Annotated in this window: 18 protein-coding genes and 1 tRNA gene; 6 read left to right on the top strand and 13 right to left on the bottom strand. The window is 35.8% G+C overall.

Annotated features, from left to right (window positions below; genetic code table 11):
• Positions 1 to 3: 3 nt before the first annotated feature.
• A complete protein-coding gene (locus tag BUC06_RS12675; protein ID WP_073334384.1) occupies positions 4 to 555 on the bottom strand; it encodes a glycine zipper domain-containing protein in 552 nt (183 codons plus the stop codon).
• A gap of 250 nt (positions 556 to 805) precedes the next feature.
• Between BUC06_RS12675 and BUC06_RS12680 the strand changes: the two genes are divergently transcribed.
• On the top strand, positions 806 to 1252 hold the full coding sequence (locus BUC06_RS12680) for a hypothetical protein (protein ID WP_073334385.1): 447 nt from the start codon (positions 806 to 808) through the stop codon (positions 1250 to 1252).
• Between the two features lie 507 nt (positions 1253 to 1759).
• On the opposite strand, the gene BUC06_RS12685 is transcribed toward BUC06_RS12680, so the two are convergent.
• Positions 1760 to 2587: a glycosyltransferase family 2 protein gene (locus BUC06_RS12685; protein WP_228423722.1), complete on the bottom strand. Its 828-nt coding sequence runs from the start codon at positions 2585 to 2587 to the stop codon at positions 1760 to 1762.
• A 1008-nt stretch (positions 2588 to 3595) separates the two neighbouring features.
• Here BUC06_RS12685 and BUC06_RS12690 point away from each other — a divergent pair.
• The 3 genes from BUC06_RS12690 (at position 3596) to BUC06_RS12700 (ending at position 6193) form a co-directional block, all read left to right on the top strand.
• Positions 3596 to 5047, top strand: a complete 1452-nt coding sequence (locus BUC06_RS12690; RefSeq protein ID WP_073334386.1) for a serine hydrolase — start codon at positions 3596 to 3598, stop codon at positions 5045 to 5047.
• A 34-nt stretch (positions 5048 to 5081) separates the two neighbouring features.
• Positions 5082 to 5372, top strand: a complete 291-nt coding sequence (locus BUC06_RS12695; RefSeq protein ID WP_073334387.1) for a hypothetical protein — start codon at positions 5082 to 5084, stop codon at positions 5370 to 5372.
• Between the two features lie 560 nt (positions 5373 to 5932).
• On the top strand, positions 5933 to 6193 hold the full coding sequence (locus BUC06_RS12700; protein WP_073334388.1) for a SemiSWEET family transporter: 261 nt from the start codon (positions 5933 to 5935) through the stop codon (positions 6191 to 6193).
• Between the two features lie 576 nt (positions 6194 to 6769).
• Here the strand turns inward: BUC06_RS12700 and BUC06_RS12705 are convergent.
• From BUC06_RS12705 to thrA, 7 genes are all read right to left on the bottom strand, one after another.
• Positions 6770 to 6840: transfer RNA gene (locus BUC06_RS12705), tRNA-Cys, on the bottom strand.
• A 58-nt stretch (positions 6841 to 6898) separates the two neighbouring features.
• Positions 6899 to 7405, bottom strand: coding sequence for an RDD family protein (locus BUC06_RS12710; RefSeq protein ID WP_073334389.1), 507 nt, complete (start codon positions 7403 to 7405; stop codon positions 6899 to 6901).
• 23 nt (positions 7406 to 7428) lie between these two features.
• Positions 7429 to 8787, bottom strand: coding sequence for a DUF4403 family protein (locus tag BUC06_RS12715; protein WP_073334390.1), 1359 nt, complete (start codon positions 8785 to 8787; stop codon positions 7429 to 7431).
• Positions 8788 to 8816: 29 nt separating this feature from the next.
• On the bottom strand, positions 8817 to 9188 hold the full coding sequence (gene folB / locus BUC06_RS12720) for a dihydroneopterin aldolase (protein ID WP_073334391.1): 372 nt from the start codon (positions 9186 to 9188) through the stop codon (positions 8817 to 8819).
• The gene (thrC, locus tag BUC06_RS12725) at positions 9185 to 10498 is read right to left on the bottom strand and encodes a threonine synthase (protein ID WP_073334456.1); all 1314 of its coding nucleotides are present in this window, start codon (positions 10496 to 10498) and stop codon (positions 9185 to 9187) included. The genes folB and thrC overlap by 4 nt, the downstream gene beginning before the upstream one ends.
• A 10-nt stretch (positions 10499 to 10508) precedes the next feature.
• The gene (locus tag BUC06_RS12730) at positions 10509 to 11435 is read right to left on the bottom strand and encodes a homoserine kinase (RefSeq protein WP_073334392.1); all 927 of its coding nucleotides are present in this window, start codon (positions 11433 to 11435) and stop codon (positions 10509 to 10511) included.
• A gap of 10 nt (positions 11436 to 11445) precedes the next feature.
• Entirely contained in the window at positions 11446 to 13896 is a 2451-nt protein-coding gene (gene thrA, locus BUC06_RS12735) for a bifunctional aspartate kinase/homoserine dehydrogenase I (RefSeq protein WP_073334393.1), read from the bottom strand.
• A 361-nt stretch (positions 13897 to 14257) separates the two neighbouring features.
• Here thrA and BUC06_RS23845 point away from each other — a divergent pair, with 361 nt between their 5' ends.
• On the top strand, positions 14258 to 14428 hold the full coding sequence (locus tag BUC06_RS23845) for a bacteriocin-like protein (RefSeq protein ID WP_164466103.1): 171 nt from the start codon (positions 14258 to 14260) through the stop codon (positions 14426 to 14428).
• A 62-nt stretch (positions 14429 to 14490) separates the two neighbouring features.
• Positions 14491 to 14685 carry a bacteriocin-like protein gene (locus tag BUC06_RS12740; RefSeq protein ID WP_073334394.1) on the top strand — a complete coding sequence of 65 codons (195 nt, stop codon included), beginning with the start codon at positions 14491 to 14493 and terminating at the stop codon, positions 14683 to 14685.
• A 48-nt stretch (positions 14686 to 14733) separates the two neighbouring features.
• Here the strand turns inward: BUC06_RS12740 and BUC06_RS12745 are convergent, their stop codons facing one another.
• The 4 genes from BUC06_RS12745 to BUC06_RS12760 all read right to left on the bottom strand — a co-directional run bounded on the left by BUC06_RS12745 (position 14734) and on the right by BUC06_RS12760 (position 17841).
• Positions 14734 to 15216, bottom strand: a complete 483-nt coding sequence (locus BUC06_RS12745; protein ID WP_073334395.1) for a hypothetical protein — start codon at positions 15214 to 15216, stop codon at positions 14734 to 14736.
• Positions 15216 to 16235 (bottom strand): quinolinate synthase NadA, encoded by a 1020-nt coding sequence (gene nadA, locus BUC06_RS12750; protein ID WP_073334396.1) that lies wholly within the window; start codon positions 16233 to 16235, stop codon positions 15216 to 15218. Before nadA ends, BUC06_RS12745 begins: the two co-directional genes overlap by 1 nt.
• 111 nt (positions 16236 to 16346) lie before the next feature.
• Positions 16347 to 16913 carry a guanylate kinase gene (gene gmk, locus BUC06_RS12755; RefSeq protein ID WP_073334397.1) on the bottom strand — a complete coding sequence of 189 codons (567 nt, stop codon included), beginning with the start codon at positions 16911 to 16913 and terminating at the stop codon, positions 16347 to 16349.
• 70 nt (positions 16914 to 16983) lie between these two features.
• On the bottom strand, positions 16984 to 17841 hold the full coding sequence (locus BUC06_RS12760) for a YicC family protein (protein ID WP_073334398.1): 858 nt from the start codon (positions 17839 to 17841) through the stop codon (positions 16984 to 16986).
• Between the last annotated feature and the right edge of the window lie 91 nt (positions 17842 to 17932).

The raw sequence follows: 17932 nt of genomic DNA on the forward strand, positions 1-17932 counted from the left end.
ATATTAATTACGCGGTTGAACTCTTCCGTCTTTTCTGTCACCAGCTCTACCGATTGTATAACCGGTTGCACCACCAACGACTCCACCAATTACGGCACCAAGACCTCTGTTTTTCTTCGCTACAATAGCTCCTACTGCGGCACCACCCACGGCACCGATAGCGGTTCCTTTAGCGGCTTTGCTCCATCCTTTTTTCTTTTGGGTTGTTCCTTGTGATGAGCTGTTTCCGTTATCAGCATAGGTTCCTCCTCCAGAATTTGAGTTAGATCCTCTGTCTCTGTACACGGTTCTCGTTTCTCTTATGACTTTAGGTTTTGAATTGCTGGCAGCAGCAGCCTGAGATTTTTTACTTTCTGAGATGCTGTCAACTTTTTTCTGTGCCTCGTATACTAATTTCTCTTTTTCAATAGCCAGCTTTTGTTTTTCTATATCAAGCTGTCTGGCCTGGAATTCCAGTTTCTGTTCTTCCAGTGATTTTTCAGCTGTCCTGTCGTCTTTTTTGCAGGCTGTCATTAAGAAGACTGATAAAAAACCTGCTAATACTATCTTTTTCATAATTCAAATTTTAATAAGTAGTCTTAGCCCAAACGGCGGCAACTATCTGTTTATTTCCAATTATGAAGCCAACATTCAGTTAAGAAGTGTTAAAATATTATATTTTAAGATAAATGTACTTTTTATGAAAAAATCAGACTGCATTGTTTCTGTTTCCAGCTGGGGTTCCGGAATGTAATTTTTATTTAATTAAGTGTTTTTATTCAGTTCATATGAATTGGTTATTTTTGGAATACCAAATTACTTTCATATGAAAATATCAATTTTTAAAACAGTGGCTTTTGTAGCCTTGTCGGTTACGGCTCTATCATGCTCAAATAATGATATCATGGCAGATGCTCAGTCTCAGCCTCATTCTGAAACCTCTAAAGAAGTTTCAAAAATGAAAACTTATAAAGTAAGGTTTGGTCTTATTTCTTTAGACGGAACCAAGATCCTTTCGGGTAATCATGATGTGGGAAGCTTTTTGGCTGAGAATACGGTAACGGGAGAGGTTTATGATACCTATTACAGTGGAGGCTTTCAGACCCTTCCCGGATATTATGAGGGAATCCCTGCAGGGAGCTATACGTTTTCTGCGATGCAGGGACAGGGAGGCTGGACAGGCTATGGATCCGTAACTGGAACTGTATCTGATGCTCAGGTAGATGCAGACGGATATGTAACGGTATATATCCCTGTTACCTGGGCAGAATAAGACTTAGTGGTAAAATAAGTGTCCATTTTGGAGATCCTCGAAAGAGGATTTTTTTCATCAGTTTAGAATACAGATAGTTTATTCACATTGTTTTGGAGTTTATTAAATTTAACATTATAAAAACTGAAAACTACTTATTATGGACGTCTTTGACTATTCATTTATTCTAAAAATGATTATTTTATTTGTTTATCAATGCTTGCTATTTTTGGATGTTGTATGATTCTGAAAAAAATAAATCATAAATCAGGCTTTTGGTGTTACAGTTATGATTTTCCTTACTGGAAAAGATATAATAGAAGAAGATATTAAGACATCGATTGTCAACGGATTCTGTTTAGATTTTTCTAAATAGATTTTTTTCATCATTTGTGTTTTTAGACCTCCTGAATGGGAGGTCTTTTATTTTACCTTTATGATAGAGGGGGGACTTCAGGAATGAATTTCTATTATTATGTCGGTTGTATTAAATAAAAAAAATGCTTCTCAACATTGAGAAGCACTATATTATATATTTAGAGTTACTTTTACTTTATTAATCAGGCGGTGAAGTCTTTGAGTTTGATAATTAAGGAGCTCATAAATTTCCTGCGGGTTGGTATATACTTCCGGAACTTTTTTGTTATTGATCTTTCTGATTCCTCTTCTTTTCATCGTATCATGAATCACTTTAGCAAAAGATTCTTTGGCTTTCGATTTGGAACTCTGTTGAGAAATACCTTTCGCATGTAATCTATACATATAAAGTGGCTCTTTTATATATTTGACACTACCGTGCTCAAGAATTTTGAGATAAAGGTCCTGATCTACAGCGCTTTTTAAATTGGGGTTGATACCAGAAGTTTTCAGGTAAGTTTCTTTTTTAAAAGTGAAGAAATGAGCAAACTGAGTAGGGCAATTGAAAAAGAATCTGCTGTTATAAATCTGTTTTGTACTTGCAAATACCTTATCCGGATTAAGATTTTCATCACAGAGCATCATTTGGGAATAGGCTGCTGTAATATCATTTTTTACAAACTCCTGTGTTATTTTCTCCAGGGCATCTGTATAAATAGCATCATCGGGATCCAGATAAGCACATATTTCTCCTTGTGCATATTTCATGCATTCTCTTTTTGTATATCCGCAGCCTTGATTAGTGGCATTGCGGTACATCTTGAAACGGGGATCATTTTTAATAATCATTTCAATTACTTCCATAGAGTCATCGGTAGATGCATCATCAACAATTATAACTTCCCAGTTTTGATAGGTCTGGCTAATCAACGAGTTATAACAGTCCCTAAAGTATCTCCCATTATTGTAATTGGCTATAAGTATAGAGAATTTTATCACGTTATATTGAATTAGATTTTAATGTAAAACTATAGAATATATTATTTGAAAAATATGATCTGGATCAAGTTGTTTTTAGTAAATTTTTATTATATTACAAGATTATGATTCAGTATAGTTTTAAATAATTGATTATTTATGCGAATATTCCATTGTTGAAAAGTTTTAAATTGCTGTAAATGAATACCGTTTGTTAAGGTGTAAAAGTGAAAACAGGAGTAGATAAGATTAATTGTCCGTATACTTTTGCGAAATTGAACTTAGGGTAATAATAAGATTATAAATTTTAATCTCGCAGTGAGATTTAGACATAGTAAATATGTTAAAAACTTACTTTATGACTCAACTCATAAAATGTACAGATCGTATATCATAATTTTGACTACAGAATTAAACGATAGATAATTTTATATAGATTATAAAAATTTTTTTCATCATTTGTGTTTTTTGAGGCCTCCTTCGGGAGGCTTTTTAATTTTTTCCATATTTTGAGCGATCGCGATCAAAAGATGAATAGTTCCGATGAAAAGAATTTATAAGTGAAAACTTTAATATGATCTTAGTCATAAAAAAGTAAGTCTTAATGTCTCTATATTTGAATTGAAAATTAAAGCATTATACATTTTCATCACTTTATAATCATACTTTAGCTTCCCATTCATGGGAAGTTTTTTCGTTTTACCCGAATACATTATCGCTTCCTGATTTTTTTAATAGATAATAACTCTTAAAAATATATAAAGTATTTTTTGCCATTTTAAACTTTTGGCATGATTTTTCAATACATGAAGCAACTCATGTTTAATTTGAGTTTTCATGGTTATTAGTTTTTATCCCCGGAGCAATTCGGGGATTTTTTTTGTTATTTTTTCAATCATTATTTTGTAATAATAAAACTGTAAAAAATTAGATGAATATAATTGTTCAAAGTAATTCAACGTTCTGTTAAATTAGCGGAAGGATGTAATAGATTTAATTTTCAGTTGTTTTATAGGTAAAATATATACCATGAAAATGTACTTTCTTATCATATCATTACTCATTTCTGTATCTTCTTTTGCGCAAAATGTAAATGCAGATGTAGACGAAATTATTAATAGGGAAATGAAAACGAGGCGTATTCCTGGAGTACAGGTTGCTATAGTGCAAAATGGTACAATTGTTTTGAGTAAATCCTATGGATTTTCAAATATACAGGATAACATTCCGGTAACCAACACGACTATTTTTCCCCTCAATTCAAACACTAAAATTTTTACGGGTGTTGCGATCATGCAATTGGTTGAGCAGGGAAAGATAAATTTAAATGCACCCATCAGTACCTATTTAAATGATTTGCCAGTAGAGTGGCAAAAGATAACTGTTGATCAATTATTAACTCATATTTCCGGATTACCGGAAATTTTAGAGCTTTTTGACCCTGTTACAGGAAATATTGGACCTTTACGAACCGAAAAAGCGATTTGGGAAAAACTCAAAACTATTCCTTTAGACTTTAGAAAAGGGGAACAGTTCCGTTATAATCAAACCAATTATTACTTATTAGGTAAAATAATTGAGAGCGTTACTGACTTGCCATTTGCCGTTTTCTTTGAAGAAAATCAATTTAAAACCGCCCGTTTAAAACATACCTTATTTGGAGACTCAAGAGATGTCATTCCTCACTATGCACCTTCTTACAGTTACAGAAGTTTTTTTGATGGAAAAAATTTGAATGAGAGTCAATTGACTAATAATTATTATGAATTTCCGGATTTTAGCCGTACATCGGGAGGACTTAACAGTACTGCTGAAGATGTGGGCAATTGGATTATTGCCTTACAAAACGGTCAGTTATTTCAAAAGTCCGGAACTTTGAATCTGATGTGGTCCCCTGGTCAATTCAATAATGGAAATCCTACAGATTGGGTAAGAGGCTGGGGGATTGCGAAGTTTCGAAAAAAACATAAGGCAGTCGGAATGTCAGGTGGTAACAGATCTGTTGTACTGGTTTATCCTGATGATCATTTAGCAGTTATTGTATTAACCAATTTAGGGGGTAGTGCTCCTGAGGATTTTATAGAAGAGATTGCAGGTTGCTATATTCCTGATATTATCAAAGCTGATCCACTAACGTACCTAAGAAAAAATCTGCAAAAGATTGGATTTGAAAATGCTGTAGATTTTGTCAAAAAGGAAAAAAAACAAAATCCTGACTTTAATCCAAAGGAACTTGAACTGAACAACTGGGCTTATCGAATGCTGACAACAAATCAGGAGAAAGAAGCCCTGGGTATTTTCAAACTCAACGTCTATTTATTTCCTGACAGTTGGAATGTTTACGACAGCTATGGTGAAGTTCTGTTAAAAACGGGTGATAAAAATGAAGCGATTAAGATGTATAAAAAATCTTTAAAACTTAACCCTGCGAATGATAATGGTAAAAAGGTTCTGGAACAGATTCAAAATACGAAAAACTAATCTTATTAAAAGCAGCTATAGTTGACTTTATCAAATGAAAAATACAATAGAAATTGAAAAGGAAGATCTAAAGAAAATCCTTCTTTTGTTAATGAATAAGCTCGATGCTTCCAACCATAATACTTTTGTGTTGGATCAAGATTTATATTGGAATGTTCTGGATGAAGAACTATATCACACTTATAAGGATCCTAAAGATTTAACAATGGGAAGTCTGACAGATGATTGGCAATTTTTACAAAATGTTCTAAATGGTAAAAGAGAAATGATAGATGATGATTTATATAAACTGTCATCGATCTTGAGATTTTTAGGAAAACAGTGATTATTTTAAAGTTGAAGAAAAAAATGCTTTCTGAGGAAAAAAAAATACGATGAAACTTTAGAATGTAAGTAAGTTGTTGTTAATGCTTGTAAATGAAGCAATAACGTAAGAAGGTATCGTGACAATGTCTTCGTAAAACGTACAGGTCAATTAATTTTTTCAAAAAAAATCAAATTATTTTCAAAATTTTTACATTTTGGTACGATTTTTCAATATAATCAAGCAACTCATGTTTAATTTGAGTTTTCATGGTTATTAGTTTTTATCCCCGAAGCAATTCGGGGATTTTTTTTATCCAGACTGAATGGTTTTACAATTTGTGCTAGTTCAGATATTTTTATGTCTCACTGATAAGTCTGATGGATAAGCGTGTTTTTCTGTTTTCTCAATGTTCAAAAAAAGTATCAACTTATTTTGGTACTTAATTCATGTTTAAAACGAATTTGAGGTTTAGAAAATTATCATTAATTATAGGTGTTGATTTTTTTTGTACACAAATTGGATTAAACGCTTGTCATAATAATTTCTCTTATTGATCGCTAACTATTAAAAAGAATGTTATGAGTGAAAAAGCGATGCAGATATTGGGATGGGTAGCAACAGTTACCGCTATGGCGATGTACTTTTCTTATATTCCTCAAATCACCCACAATTTAAACGGAGATAAAGGGGATTGGCTTCAGCCTTTGGTGGCGGCAATAAACTGTACACTTTGGGTTACTTATGGATTTGTTAAGAAGCCTAAGAAAGACTGGCCTATTGTAGTAGCCAATTCTCCGGGAATATTTTTTGGATTTTTCGCTTTCATTACTGCATTATAATATCGGTTTTTTATGGGAATCTTCATGAAAGCTTTCTGGTTTTGGAAAAAAGATACCACAAAAGTCACGATTTGTGGATGTACAACCCGAAACGGCATACCGTTTGGTTATAAGAAATCACCATCACTTTATAATATATTTCATTTCTGAAAATTTACACTTTCGTCTCCCGTGCCCCGGGAGACTTTTTTTTATGTTTTAAATAGCGAAAACTAAAATTATGATCTAAATCATACTAATTATAAAATAAATCACCTATATTTGAATTGATAATCTTAGTGATGACATCATCACACCTAAATCTTTTAACTTCCCTGATATGTGGGAAGTTTTTTTTATTAATTCTCCCACCTTTAAAATATATTATTGAAAGAATGACAGTAATATATAGCACGATTTATTATATTACACTATCCTGTTTTTGATGACGGTCGTGGTAGGATCTCAATGAAAAAATAACCTTGCATACTATTTAAAAAACGGAATAGGGAGACTTGTCATGATCACCACTTAAAATCAAATGATCTGGAAATAATCAATAAAAAAACCTCTAATTATTTAATTAGAGGTTTTAAGAGGTACCTAGCGGATTCGAACCGCTGTAGATGGTGTTGCAGACCACTGCCTAGCCGCTCGGCCAAAGTACCATTTTTACCATTTTTGAGGTGTGCAAATATAGCAAAAATTATTAATGAACAAAAATTTTTAACTCATTTCTTTCGCTCCAATGCTGTTAATTTCTTCTTTCGATTGTCTTTCAGTAACATAGTTTTTACCTTTTATGACTCTGGTATCGCTCCAGCTGTCATGCCAACCGTTATTTCCTAAAAAAGATAGCGAGTCAAAAGGTACTGCACGTGAAAAGGTACGGGCTATAATCTGTCCGGCGGTAGGTTTATTTCCATCTATACTGATCACTTCAGTTCCGGTAATATATTTGCCAATGGTTTTGCCAAGATAAAATTCCATAAAAAAGAAATATGAAAAGGATATTGTGAGGTACGTTAGAAGCGTGATCAGCTTAAACATAAAACTTTGATTGGCACTTTCTGTATCAAATCCCTCTCCATATAATACGGCGTAGCCTACTCCAACAATAAAAAAGAAGACGTAGTAAATGACCTGTATAAAAAGTCGGTCTAATAATAAGTTAATAAAACGGGTGCCGGATGTGGCTTTGTGTCTGTCGACAATTGCCAGATATTTTCTCATGATAAATATTAGTTTTTATTAATTTAAATTCCGTTGATGATTAGTTTTAAAGTAGCACTCGTTTCAATCACCGCAGTGATTCCTGAGTCGTTGAGAAGAATGCTGCCAGGTTTCAGGTTGTAGACCCTTCCATTCATTTTTAAACCTTTGTAATATTCTTTATTAAATGCTTCTTCAATACTTTTCTTTGAAGCCAGTTCCAGATCCTGAGTAGGAATTCCGTATTCATCTTCGATCATTTTCACGATCTTTCCTTTAAAAAGGAGAGTAGCAGTTTTCTGTAAAATATTGGCAGTCCTGAGATTGAACTTGGTGTTGGAGAGTACGATTTTCTTTTTCGTTTCATCATACACCGGAATTCCTGAAATGAGCGCTTTACCATTTACGTAACCTTCTGTTTCAGCTTCAACGATGACTCTTCCTTCGGAACCATAAACCCTGATGTCTTTGATTTTTACTTTAGAACCCCTTACATCGTATTCTTTGTTCATGAACATATTTCTCGCAATATTCGTTGCCTCTGAAAAAGGAACATTGGCGGTGGTTTGCAGGAGAAATTTGTCAGCTAAAACAGGAATGACATTAAAGTTACCGGCTGATTTTACTGTTGCTGATGCTGCAGGCTTACTTCCAGTAAATGTTTCCGAGTAAATATCCATTCCGATGTTGGTCGTGATTTCATTGCCATAGAATTTCAGTGGAGTGATATTGACGCCTACCGGGCTTATTTTCAACCAGGTATTGTATTCCTCTGAAATATTAAAAGGCTGCGAAAAAACATTCCATGCCATGACTGCGTACTGTTGGAAATTTAGTTGGGTATTCATTTGCTGATCAATCGTTTTGGCAAATTTTCCCTGCTGCTCTTTCAGACTTTTTTCTACCAGAGAAGTAATAGGGATCTGTATTTTGCCATAGTCAAGAACAGGTTTTGTTACCCATCTGAAGCCGTTAGGCTGCGTATTGGTAGAGATCGTCCAGTTATTGTTGAAACTCACCGTAGTATTAAAAGACATCACCGTTTCAAAAGTTGTATTCTGATAAGAGTACACTCCCAAAGTACCGATCCCTTTTTCAGCCCAGATTTTTAACGGAACTTCGATCAGAATATTTTGACTGGTTCCTCCTACCAATCGGATAGGACGGGTTTTCCATACCTTTACCTTGAACTGGTCATTATTGTTATCCGTATACGAATCGTCCTGGAATACCAGATCTTTCACTGAAGCATTGATCATATTACTGATCTCCGAAAGCGGAATGGTTACCGGCATTGTAATGGAGGACCTGATCTTTGGAAAATTATAGGCTGGAGTATCAGCTACAGTCTGGCCGAAAACTACCGCAAAGCTTAATAAAAATAATAATTTGATGGATTTCAATTTCTTTATGTTTTTTGTGAAATAAAAATTTACAGTTCTCCGGGTTTAAAGCTTCTTTCCAGTTCAATGCTTGCGCCTTTCATTTCACCTTGCATCGGTGGAGAAGTTTTGGTGATCTTCAATTTGATATAGGAAATTTGCGGAAAATTTTCATGGATTTTCATGGTGATTCTTCCTGCTGCATGTTCCAGTAATTTTGATGGTATTGCCATTTCCTCATGAATGATCCCGTTGATATCCGCATAGCTAATGGTATCATTCAGATCGTCCGTTTCGGCAGCTTTCCAAAGATCCGTGTGCAGTTCCGCATTTACAATATAATAGGTACCGATGATATTTTCTTCGGGAAGGACACCGTGGTAGGCATATATTTTTACATCTTCAAGAAAGATCTTGCTCATTGTTCCTGGTTTTGATTCAGCAAAAATCGTTTTAATTCTTCAAAATCTGCAGGAATTTCTACAGTTTTTTTCTCCTTTTTCATCAGATTATTCAATGCTTCCGGAATCCCAATCTTAATATTGGCTGCTTTTTCTACTGCTTCAGGGAATTTTACCGGATGTGCTGTTCCCAGTATAAATCCTTTTTTACCCGGATTTTCATTCAGATATTTTTCTAGAGAAGCAAAAGCAACAGCACTGTGAGGATCCAGAATATATCCGTATTTCTCATGAACTTTTTTGATTGTTTGCAGGGTAGATTCATCATCTATTGAATAGCCGGTGATCATATTGTTAAGCGTATCAAACTGATGTCCGAAAAGTTCCATTATTCTCGTAAAATTGCTTGGATCACCAACATCCATAGCGTTGGATAAAGTGGCTGAGGCTTTCTTAGGTTGGTATTGATTGGTTTTTAAATAGTCAGGAACGACATCATTTTCATTGCAGGCAGCAATAAAGTGGTCTGCAGGAAGTCCACGGAAATAAGTCAGAAACCCGGCACAGATATTCCCGAAATTTCCGCTTGGAACGCAGATGACAGGATCTGTACTCTCTTTTTGTTGCCATTGTTTTAAAGCTAATAGATAATAAATCTGTTGAGGAAGCCATCTCGCGACATTAATAGAATTGGCAGAAGTTAAAAACAGTTCCGCATTAATACTTTCATCCGAAAAAGCTTGTTTTACCATCTTCTGACAGTCATCAAAATTTCCTTTAACCTCCAGCGCAGTAATATTTCCACCCAAGGCTGTAAGTTGCTTTTCCTGAACCGGGCTTACTCTGTTTTTGGGATAAAGAATAACAACATTAATTCCGGGAATGTTATAGAAACCATGAGCAACAGCTCCGCCCGTGTCACCGGAAGTAGCGACAAGAACGGTTACTTTTTTATCCTGATCTTGCAGAAAATAAGACAGGCATCTGCTCATAAACCGGGCGCCCACGTCTTTGAAAGCCAATGTAGGTCCATGAAAGAGTTCCAAGATAGATATCTGCTCACTGATTTTTTTTAAAGGAATTGTAAAACTAACCGTTTCTGCTGCAATTGTCTTTAAGACTTCCGCCGGAATTTCATCGCCTGTAAAATCTTTCATACATCTGAAAGCAATTTCTTCATCAGAATACAAATGAAGATGCTTAATGAAATGTTCATCAAAATGAGGAATCGTTTCCGGGAAGAACAGTCCTTTCTGACTACCCTGGCTTTTTATACTGGCTGTTTTGAAATCAACCGTTTCCTGCTTATCTTTTAAGTTATAATAATTCATGTTGTTTAATTTATTGTTCTTCAACGATTTCAATCCCTGCCGGATTTATTTTAGAGACATATACAAAACTCTCGATCTCAATCTCATCATACACCGATTTCATCAGCCGGGCAATATGTTCAGCCGTTTCTTTTTTTTCCGCCAGCATGAAAATTGAAGGTCCCGAACCAGAAATTCCGCCTCCCAGGGCACCAGCTTCCAAACTTTTCATTTTGACCTCGTCAAATTTAGGAATCAGGATGCTTCTTATGGGTTCTATAATGACATCATTAAGGCTTCTTCCAATTAAAGGAATATCATTTTTAAGAATTCCTGCCACTAATCCCGCAATATTTCCCCACTGTTCTACCGCATCTTTCAGAAGAACATTTTTCTTTAAAATCTGACGGGCATCGGAAGTTTTTACCTCCACTTGCGGATGTACGGCAACGACAAACAGATCCGGTGTACTCAAAGGAATAATGTCAATAGGAGAGGAGGATTTCACTAATGTAATGCCGCCATAAATACAAGGGGCAATATTATCTGCATGGCGCACTCCTGAAGCAAGTTCTTCCCCGAACATCGCAAAGTGGATCATTTCTTCATCAGACAGACTATTTCCTAATAAAACATTAGCCCCAAAGGCAGCTCCGGCGGCACTTGCCGCACTGGAGCCGAGCCCGCTGCCCGGTTTTATATGCTTGCGGATCGTTACTTCAAAACCTTGGGTCAGTTGAAAATGTTTCTGGATGTTTTGGAGCACTACACCGGCTACATTTTGAGAAGGATCTTCCGGAAGCCCGAAATGATCTTCATGTTTAATAATGATTTCGGGAGTGTCCAGTAATTTCAGTTCCATTTCATCATGAGGCTCATGAATTGCCATTCCCAGAATGTCAAATCCGCAAACCAGATTGGCGACGGTAGCGGGAACTTTTATTTTTATTTTTTTCATACTATTTATTTTAAACGGATCGTATAATATCTGCAAAAACACCACTGGCAGTTACTTCTGCTCCGGCACCGGCACCTTTCACCACAAGAGGCTGTTCAGAATACCTTAAAGTTTTAAAGATGACAATATTATCTTTACCATAAAGATGGTACAAATCGCTATCCGGAGATGCGTGTTGAAGTCCGACTTTGGCTTTTCCGTCTTTGAAACCGGCAGTGTATTTTAAAATGTTACCTTCTTTTTGAGCAGCATTCAGTAAACTTTTGAAATGATCCTCATATTCAGTAAGCTTGTTGTAAAAGTCTTCCACACTTCCCTGAAGACATTCTTCAGGAAGAAAACTTTCATTTTCAATATCTTCAAACTGAAGTGCATATCCAGCTTCCCGTGCTAAAATTAAAATCTTTCGTGCTACATCGGTTCCTGTAAGATCCAATCGTGGATCCGGTTCTGTATAACCTTCCTTCTGAGCCTGGGCTACGACTTCTGAAAAGGTTCTGCTGCCATCATAATGATTAAAAACAAAATTTAAGGTTCCGCTTAGTACTGCCTGGATCGAAGTGATTTTGTCCCCGCTTTTCATTAAATCATTAATGGTTCCAATCACGGGAAGTCCGGCGCCCACATTGGTTTCAAAGTGAAAATTACAATTATGATTCCGGGCCGTATTTTTTAAATTTTTGTAGTGTTCAAAATCTGATGAGGCTGCAATTTTATTACAAGCCACGATATTGACACTTCTTTTTAATAGATCCTCATAAACCTCCGGCACCGATGAACTTGCAGTGACATCAACAAATACTGAATTCCGAAGATTTCTGGAGATAATCTCATTTGCAAATCCATGAAGTGATGCTTGAATTCCTTTCTCACTCCAGTTGCTGAACTCACTTTCAGAAATTTCTTTCTCTGAAAAAAACATTTTCTGGCTGTTGGAAATCCCTACAATTCTTAAATTGACCAAATGATTTTCCTGCAGGTAAGCATTCTGTTCATAGATCTGCTGAACCAGTTTTGACCCTACATTTCCTGTTCCGCAGAGATACAGATGGACCTGCTTGATTTCTGATTCAAAAAATTCCTCATGAAGAACATTCACCGCTTTTCTGGTGTCTTTTTCCGAAATAACGATACTGATATTTCTTTCCGAAGATCCCTGAGCAATAGCTCTGATGTTAATCCCGTTGTTCCCCAGACATCCGAACATTTTCGCACAGATCCCGCTTCTGTTTTTCATATTTTCGCCCACCAGTGCCACAATGGATAATCCCGTTTCTACCTTTACCGGAGCCATTCTGTATAGGTTGATATCATCTTCAAAAGAAGCATTGACAACATTTTCGGCATGAAATACATCTTTTTCATTAACAGCAATCGTAATAGAATGTTCAGACGAACCTTGAGTGATAAGAATGACATTTATTTTTTCATAGCTTAGACACTGGAAAAGTTTTGCCGAGATTCCGGGAATACCTACCATTCCGCTGCCTTCCAAAGTTACCAGAGCAATATGACTCATGTTGGAAACTCCTGCCGCAGCCTGTTGCTGTTGGTCTGCTGATCTGTTCAGATGATGGGATACCAAAGTTCCGGAAGCATCGGGATCAAAAGTATTTTTGATCTTAAGATCAATATTTTTGGCCATTACTGGCTGTATGGATGGAGGATAGAGCACTTTAGCACCAAAATGGGAAAGTTCCATGGCTTCATGATAAGAAATCTCAGGAATGGGTTTGGCGTTGGATGCCAATCTCGGGTCTGCAGTCATCATACCGCTTACATCGGTCCAGATCTGGAGTTCTTCAGCCGAAACAGCTGCTGCAATAATAGCTGCGGTATAATCAGATCCGCCTCTGCCTAATGTTGTCATATTACCATGCTGGTCTTTAGCAATAAAACCGGGTGCCACTATAATCTGATTTTGATGACTGGTAATATAATTTTTCAAATTTTCTTCAGTGGTATCAAAATCTACTTTTGCATTGGCAAAATTGCTGTCAGTTCTGATCAGTTCAGCAGCATTCATCCATATAGCGTCTAATCCTTCATATTGAAATCTGGCGGCGATTATGTTTGAAGAAAGAAATTCCCCATATGAAGTAATCCTGTCCCTGATTTTATCTGTAAATTCACCTAATACAAAGATTCCGTTGTAGATATCTTCCATATCATTGAAATGTTTTTTAACGAAGCTCAGCCATGCACTCTGTTCTAAAACGGGGAGCAGTTCTTTGACGAGATCCAGGTGTTTGTCTTCAAGATCTTTGATGAGCGGAAGATAATTTTCATCTTTAGCAGAAGCATACTCTGCCGCTTTTATCAGGTTGTCCGTAACTCCGTGAAGAGCTGAAACTACTACTACAATTCTGTTGTGCAAAGATTCTTTTTTGATCATATTTTCTGCCAGAAGAATATTCCGGGCGTTGGCGACTGATGTACCGCCGAATTTTAAGATTTTCATCCAATAGGTATTTGAGGTTGAGGTAAACGAAATAATGACTCTTTAAAAAAAAGAGTACGGGCGTAGGAAATGATATGTGAAAATGTACCCCGCTAAGGGGTAGTTGTTGTAGTTGTAATCGTTGATGTAGAAACAGAAGATAGCCCCGAAATAAGTAATTCCGGTAGAGAAATGGCTGATATGTTTCTTAGAAAGTTCATTCTTTACGAGACAAATGTACAAATTATTTTGAGACAGCAAAATAATTTTGGTGGATGTTCTGATGTTTTTAATTCATTACTGAGAGAGATAATTTTGCTGAAAGTTTTATTTTGTCTGGTAAAACATCTATATTTAAGTACTAAACCAAAATAAAATTAGTATGAAAAATTTAAAAAAGCTTTCCAGAGAAGAGAAAAGTAAGATTAATGGTGGATTTACAGAGTTTCAGATTGAAACATGCGGTGGAGCAGCCTATGTGTGTTTCCGTGGCGGCGGCGCCTGGGGTTGCTGGAGAAAACCTGGTGGTACCTGCTATGCTCCAATGGTGTAATTAATGATGCTTGCATCTTTTTCATGAACTGTCATCTTATTGATAAGCTAAAACAAATTACTATGAAAAATCTGAGAAAATTAAACAGAGAAAATCTAAAATCGGTTAATGGAGGAAGCGCCTGTTTTGAAAACTGTCCTTCCGGACCTTATGGACCAGGACCGGATTACCCAAAATCATGTGATGATTTTAACGCTTTACCGGAGTGCTGTAAATTACGGGTAAAGGTAGATTATTTATGTTTTGGACCATTTTAAAAAAATAAGCACTGTGAAAACAGTGCTTATTTTTTACTTTTAGATTAATTATTTTTTAATATAAAGTTGAGGACTTAAGTTGGGAAAATATTTTCTTACTGATTCAATGCTTTTCCCTGAAGTGTCTATAAATTTCCAAAGTTTTCCATTGTCTTTTGAAATGGCAATCAGATAATAATCACCTAAGATAATACCTTTAGGAGTTTCCATTTCTATTCTTTGATGAACTACTGTTTGCAGTTCATTTTTAGTATGAACAATATCAGAAACATCAGAAAAGTTTACTTTTTTAAAAGTATATCCTGCCTTACTCATTTTTTCAACAGCATCTACTGATGTACTGATCATTTTCTTTTTATCTCCAAACATTTTTATAACGCCATCGTCCACATAATTACTGTACGCATTATAATTTTTTTCCATAAAATATTTTCTCATTTCAGTGGCCTGTTTGATCACTGTTTCTTTATAGTTCTGAGAAAAATAGAGACTGCCAGCAAATAACAGAGATAGTAAAAATATTTTTTTCATTATTTGATAGACTTCGAAAGATCCAGCATTGCCTCAATGGGTTTCAAAGCTCTTAAACGAAGTTCTTCGTCAATAAGGATTTCCGGAAGTTCATATTTCATGCACAGGTACAACTTCTCCATCGTATTACGTTTCATATAGAAACACTCCGAACAGTTACAGCTTTCGTCAAATACAAGAGCGGGAATCAATTCTTTGTGTGGAGCACGTTTTCTCATTTCATGAAGAATTCCTTCCTCAGTGGCAATAATGAATTTCTGACAATCGTCTTTTTCTACAAAATTCAACAGGGCAGAAGTAGAACCGATGAAATGAGCCAGTTTTAATACGGCTTCCTCGCTTTCAGGATGGGCAATCATTTTCGCGTCAGGATTTTCTGCTAACTGTTGTGCAATTCTTTCCATAGAAAATGCTTCATGTACGATGCAGCTTCCATCCCAAAGGATCATATCGCGGCCGGTTTTTTTAGATAGATATCTTCCTAGATTTTTATCTGGTGCAAAGATGATCGGTCGGTCTTTCGGCAGGGCTTCAATCACTGTTTCAGCGTTTGAGCTGGTCACAATGATATCACTTTCTGCTTTAGTTTCAGCATTACAGTTGATGTAGGTAGCGATAAGCGCATTAGGATGCTGTTCACGCATTTTTCTCAAACCTTCTCCTGAACATCCGTCTGCAAGAGAACATCCGGCCATGGTATCCGGAAGAACTACTTTTTTAGTCGGGTTCAGAATTTTAGCGGCTTCTGCCATGAAATGTACTCCACAGAATACAATCATGTCTGCATTGGTGTCTTTGGCCTGTCTTGCCAGCTGTAAAGAATCTCCCAGGAAATCGGCGATATCCTGAATTTCTCCCGGCTGGTAATAATGGGCAAGGATTACTGCATTTTTTTCTTCCTTAAGCTTAAGAATAGCTTTCACCAATTCTTCTACTTGAGGAATCGCTATATCTTTGATATCCAGAAATCCTCTTACAGGAATTGCAGATTTAGCTTTTTCTAATGTTTCGGTACTCATATCAACCTCAATTTTTTTTATTATAGAATTTAGAGATTAGAAATTAGAATTTAGAGTTTTGGTGTGACTTAAATGGGTATATCGGTACAACTAATTTCTAATTTCTAGCATCTAGTTTCTTTCTATAAATTTTTTTATTAAACTTTCTATTTCTCTTTTTGCTTCGTCAAGATCGTTATTGATAACGATCTTGTCAAATTCTTTTGCATAGGTAATTTCTTCTCCTGCTTTTGCTACCCGGGTTTGAATGGTTTCTGCATCATCTGTGTTTCTGGAGATCAATCTTCGTTCCAATTCTTCTACGGAAGGTGGTTCAATAAAAATGGACAGGGCTTTCTCTCCAAAATATTTTTTTAAAGAAATTCCTCCTTTTACATCCACATCAAAAATAACGACCTTTCCTGCATTCCAGATCTTTTCCACTTCCGATTTTAAAGTACCGTAATATTTATCAGTATACACTTCTTCAAATTCTACAAAAGCATCTTCCGCTATTTTCTGTCTGAATTCATCCGGACTCAAAAAATGGTAATCCACGGCATGAGCTTCACTTCCTCTCGGCTGTCTTGTCGTACATGAGATAGAAAATGCCAGTTCAGGAAATGTTTCCAGAGAATGCCTTACTAATGTAGTTTTCCCGCTCCCGGATGGTGCTGAAAATATGATAACTTTATTCATTTAGATTAGAGATTTTTAGATTAGAGATACAAGAATAAAATCTATGATCTCCTGTCTATAGGTCTATGGTCTATAATACGTTTAACGTTTGTTCTTTAATTTTTTCCAAATCATCTTTCATCATGACTACCAGTTTCTGGATTTCTGCATGATTGGCTTTTGACCCTAAAGTATTGATCTCTCTTCCGATCTCCTGAGAAATAAAACCAAGTTTTTTTCCGTTGAAATCTTCATTGTCCATTACTTCCTGGTAATATTTCAAATGCTGGGTAAGTCTTACTTTTTCTTCTGCAATATCAAGTTTCTCCGTAAAATAAGCCATTTCCTGATAGAAACGGGTTTCGTCTACATTTTCGAATTCCTTCAAAGATTTTTGATAACGTTCTTTTACTGCAATGATTCTTTCTTCTTCAAAAGGAATGACTTCAGCAAGATATTTATCAATATTCTGGATATTTCTGGCCAGTTCTTCGTGTAAGATTCCTCCTTCCGTCTTTCTGAATTCCATAAAACGATCCACCGCTGCATGAACGATCTTCGCTAAAGATTCCCACTCACCTTCCGTAAGCTCGTCTGGTCTAGACGTGATCGCATCAGGAAGTCTTACCGCCATTTTCAGGTATTCAAAGTCTGGTCCGTCAGAAGCGATGTTGCGAAGTTCATTGATATAAGAATCAATTAAGCTTCTATTGATCTTCACATCATTAGTTTCCTCAAGGTTCTCCAGATTGATGTAGCAGTCTACCTTTCCACGGATAATTCTGTCATTAAGGATTTTTCTGATTTCGAATTCTTTTTCTTTGTAACGTAAAGGAACTTTGATATTTAAATCAAAGCTTTTGCTGTTCAATGATTTAATATCTATTGAAATCTTTTTACCTTCAAAAACACCTTCGGCTCTGCCGAATCCGGTCATTGATAAAATCATAGTTTTTTATTGTTGTACAAAGATAAACATTTAAATTAGCACTGTGAAATCGCAGTGATTTGGAAACCACAATTAATGAGGAAGATTTTAG

Origin of the sequence: Chryseobacterium carnipullorum, from assembly GCF_900142785.1 — a bacterium.
GTDB lineage: Bacteria > Bacteroidota > Bacteroidia > Flavobacteriales > Weeksellaceae > Chryseobacterium > Chryseobacterium carnipullorum.

Bases quoted from the DNA above. Each gene is read 5' to 3' on its own strand.
- BUC06_RS12675 (WP_073334384.1), bottom strand. From the start codon at position 555: ATGAAAAAGATAGTATTAGCAGGTTTTTTATCAGTCTTCTTAATGACA.
- BUC06_RS12680 (WP_073334385.1), top strand. From the start codon at position 806: ATGAAAATATCAATTTTTAAAACAGTGGCTTTTGTAGCCTTGTCGGTT.
- BUC06_RS12690 (WP_073334386.1), top strand. From the start codon at position 3,596: ATGAAAATGTACTTTCTTATCATATCATTACTCATTTCTGTATCTTCT.
- BUC06_RS12695 (WP_073334387.1), top strand. From the start codon at position 5,082: ATGAAAAATACAATAGAAATTGAAAAGGAAGATCTAAAGAAAATCCTT.
- BUC06_RS12700 (WP_073334388.1), top strand. From the start codon at position 5,933: ATGAGTGAAAAAGCGATGCAGATATTGGGATGGGTAGCAACAGTTACC.
- BUC06_RS12710 (WP_073334389.1), bottom strand. From the start codon at position 7,405: ATGAGAAAATATCTGGCAATTGTCGACAGACACAAAGCCACATCCGGC.
- folB (WP_073334391.1), bottom strand. From the start codon at position 9,188: ATGAGCAAGATCTTTCTTGAAGATGTAAAAATATATGCCTACCACGGT.
- thrC (WP_073334456.1), bottom strand. From the start codon at position 10,498: ATGAATTATTATAACTTAAAAGATAAGCAGGAAACGGTTGATTTCAAA.
- BUC06_RS12730 (WP_073334392.1), bottom strand. From the start codon at position 11,435: ATGAAAAAAATAAAAATAAAAGTTCCCGCTACCGTCGCCAATCTGGTT.
- thrA (WP_073334393.1), bottom strand. From the start codon at position 13,896: ATGAAAATCTTAAAATTCGGCGGTACATCAGTCGCCAACGCCCGGAAT.
- BUC06_RS23845 (WP_164466103.1), top strand. From the start codon at position 14,258: ATGAAAAATTTAAAAAAGCTTTCCAGAGAAGAGAAAAGTAAGATTAAT.
- BUC06_RS12740 (WP_073334394.1), top strand. From the start codon at position 14,491: ATGAAAAATCTGAGAAAATTAAACAGAGAAAATCTAAAATCGGTTAAT.
- BUC06_RS12745 (WP_073334395.1), bottom strand. From the start codon at position 15,216: ATGAAAAAAATATTTTTACTATCTCTGTTATTTGCTGGCAGTCTCTAT.
- nadA (WP_073334396.1), bottom strand. From the start codon at position 16,235: ATGAGTACCGAAACATTAGAAAAAGCTAAATCTGCAATTCCTGTAAGA.
- gmk (WP_073334397.1), bottom strand. From the start codon at position 16,913: ATGAATAAAGTTATCATATTTTCAGCACCATCCGGGAGCGGGAAAACT.
- BUC06_RS12760 (WP_073334398.1), bottom strand. From the start codon at position 17,841: ATGATTTTATCAATGACCGGATTCGGCAGAGCCGAAGGTGTTTTTGAA.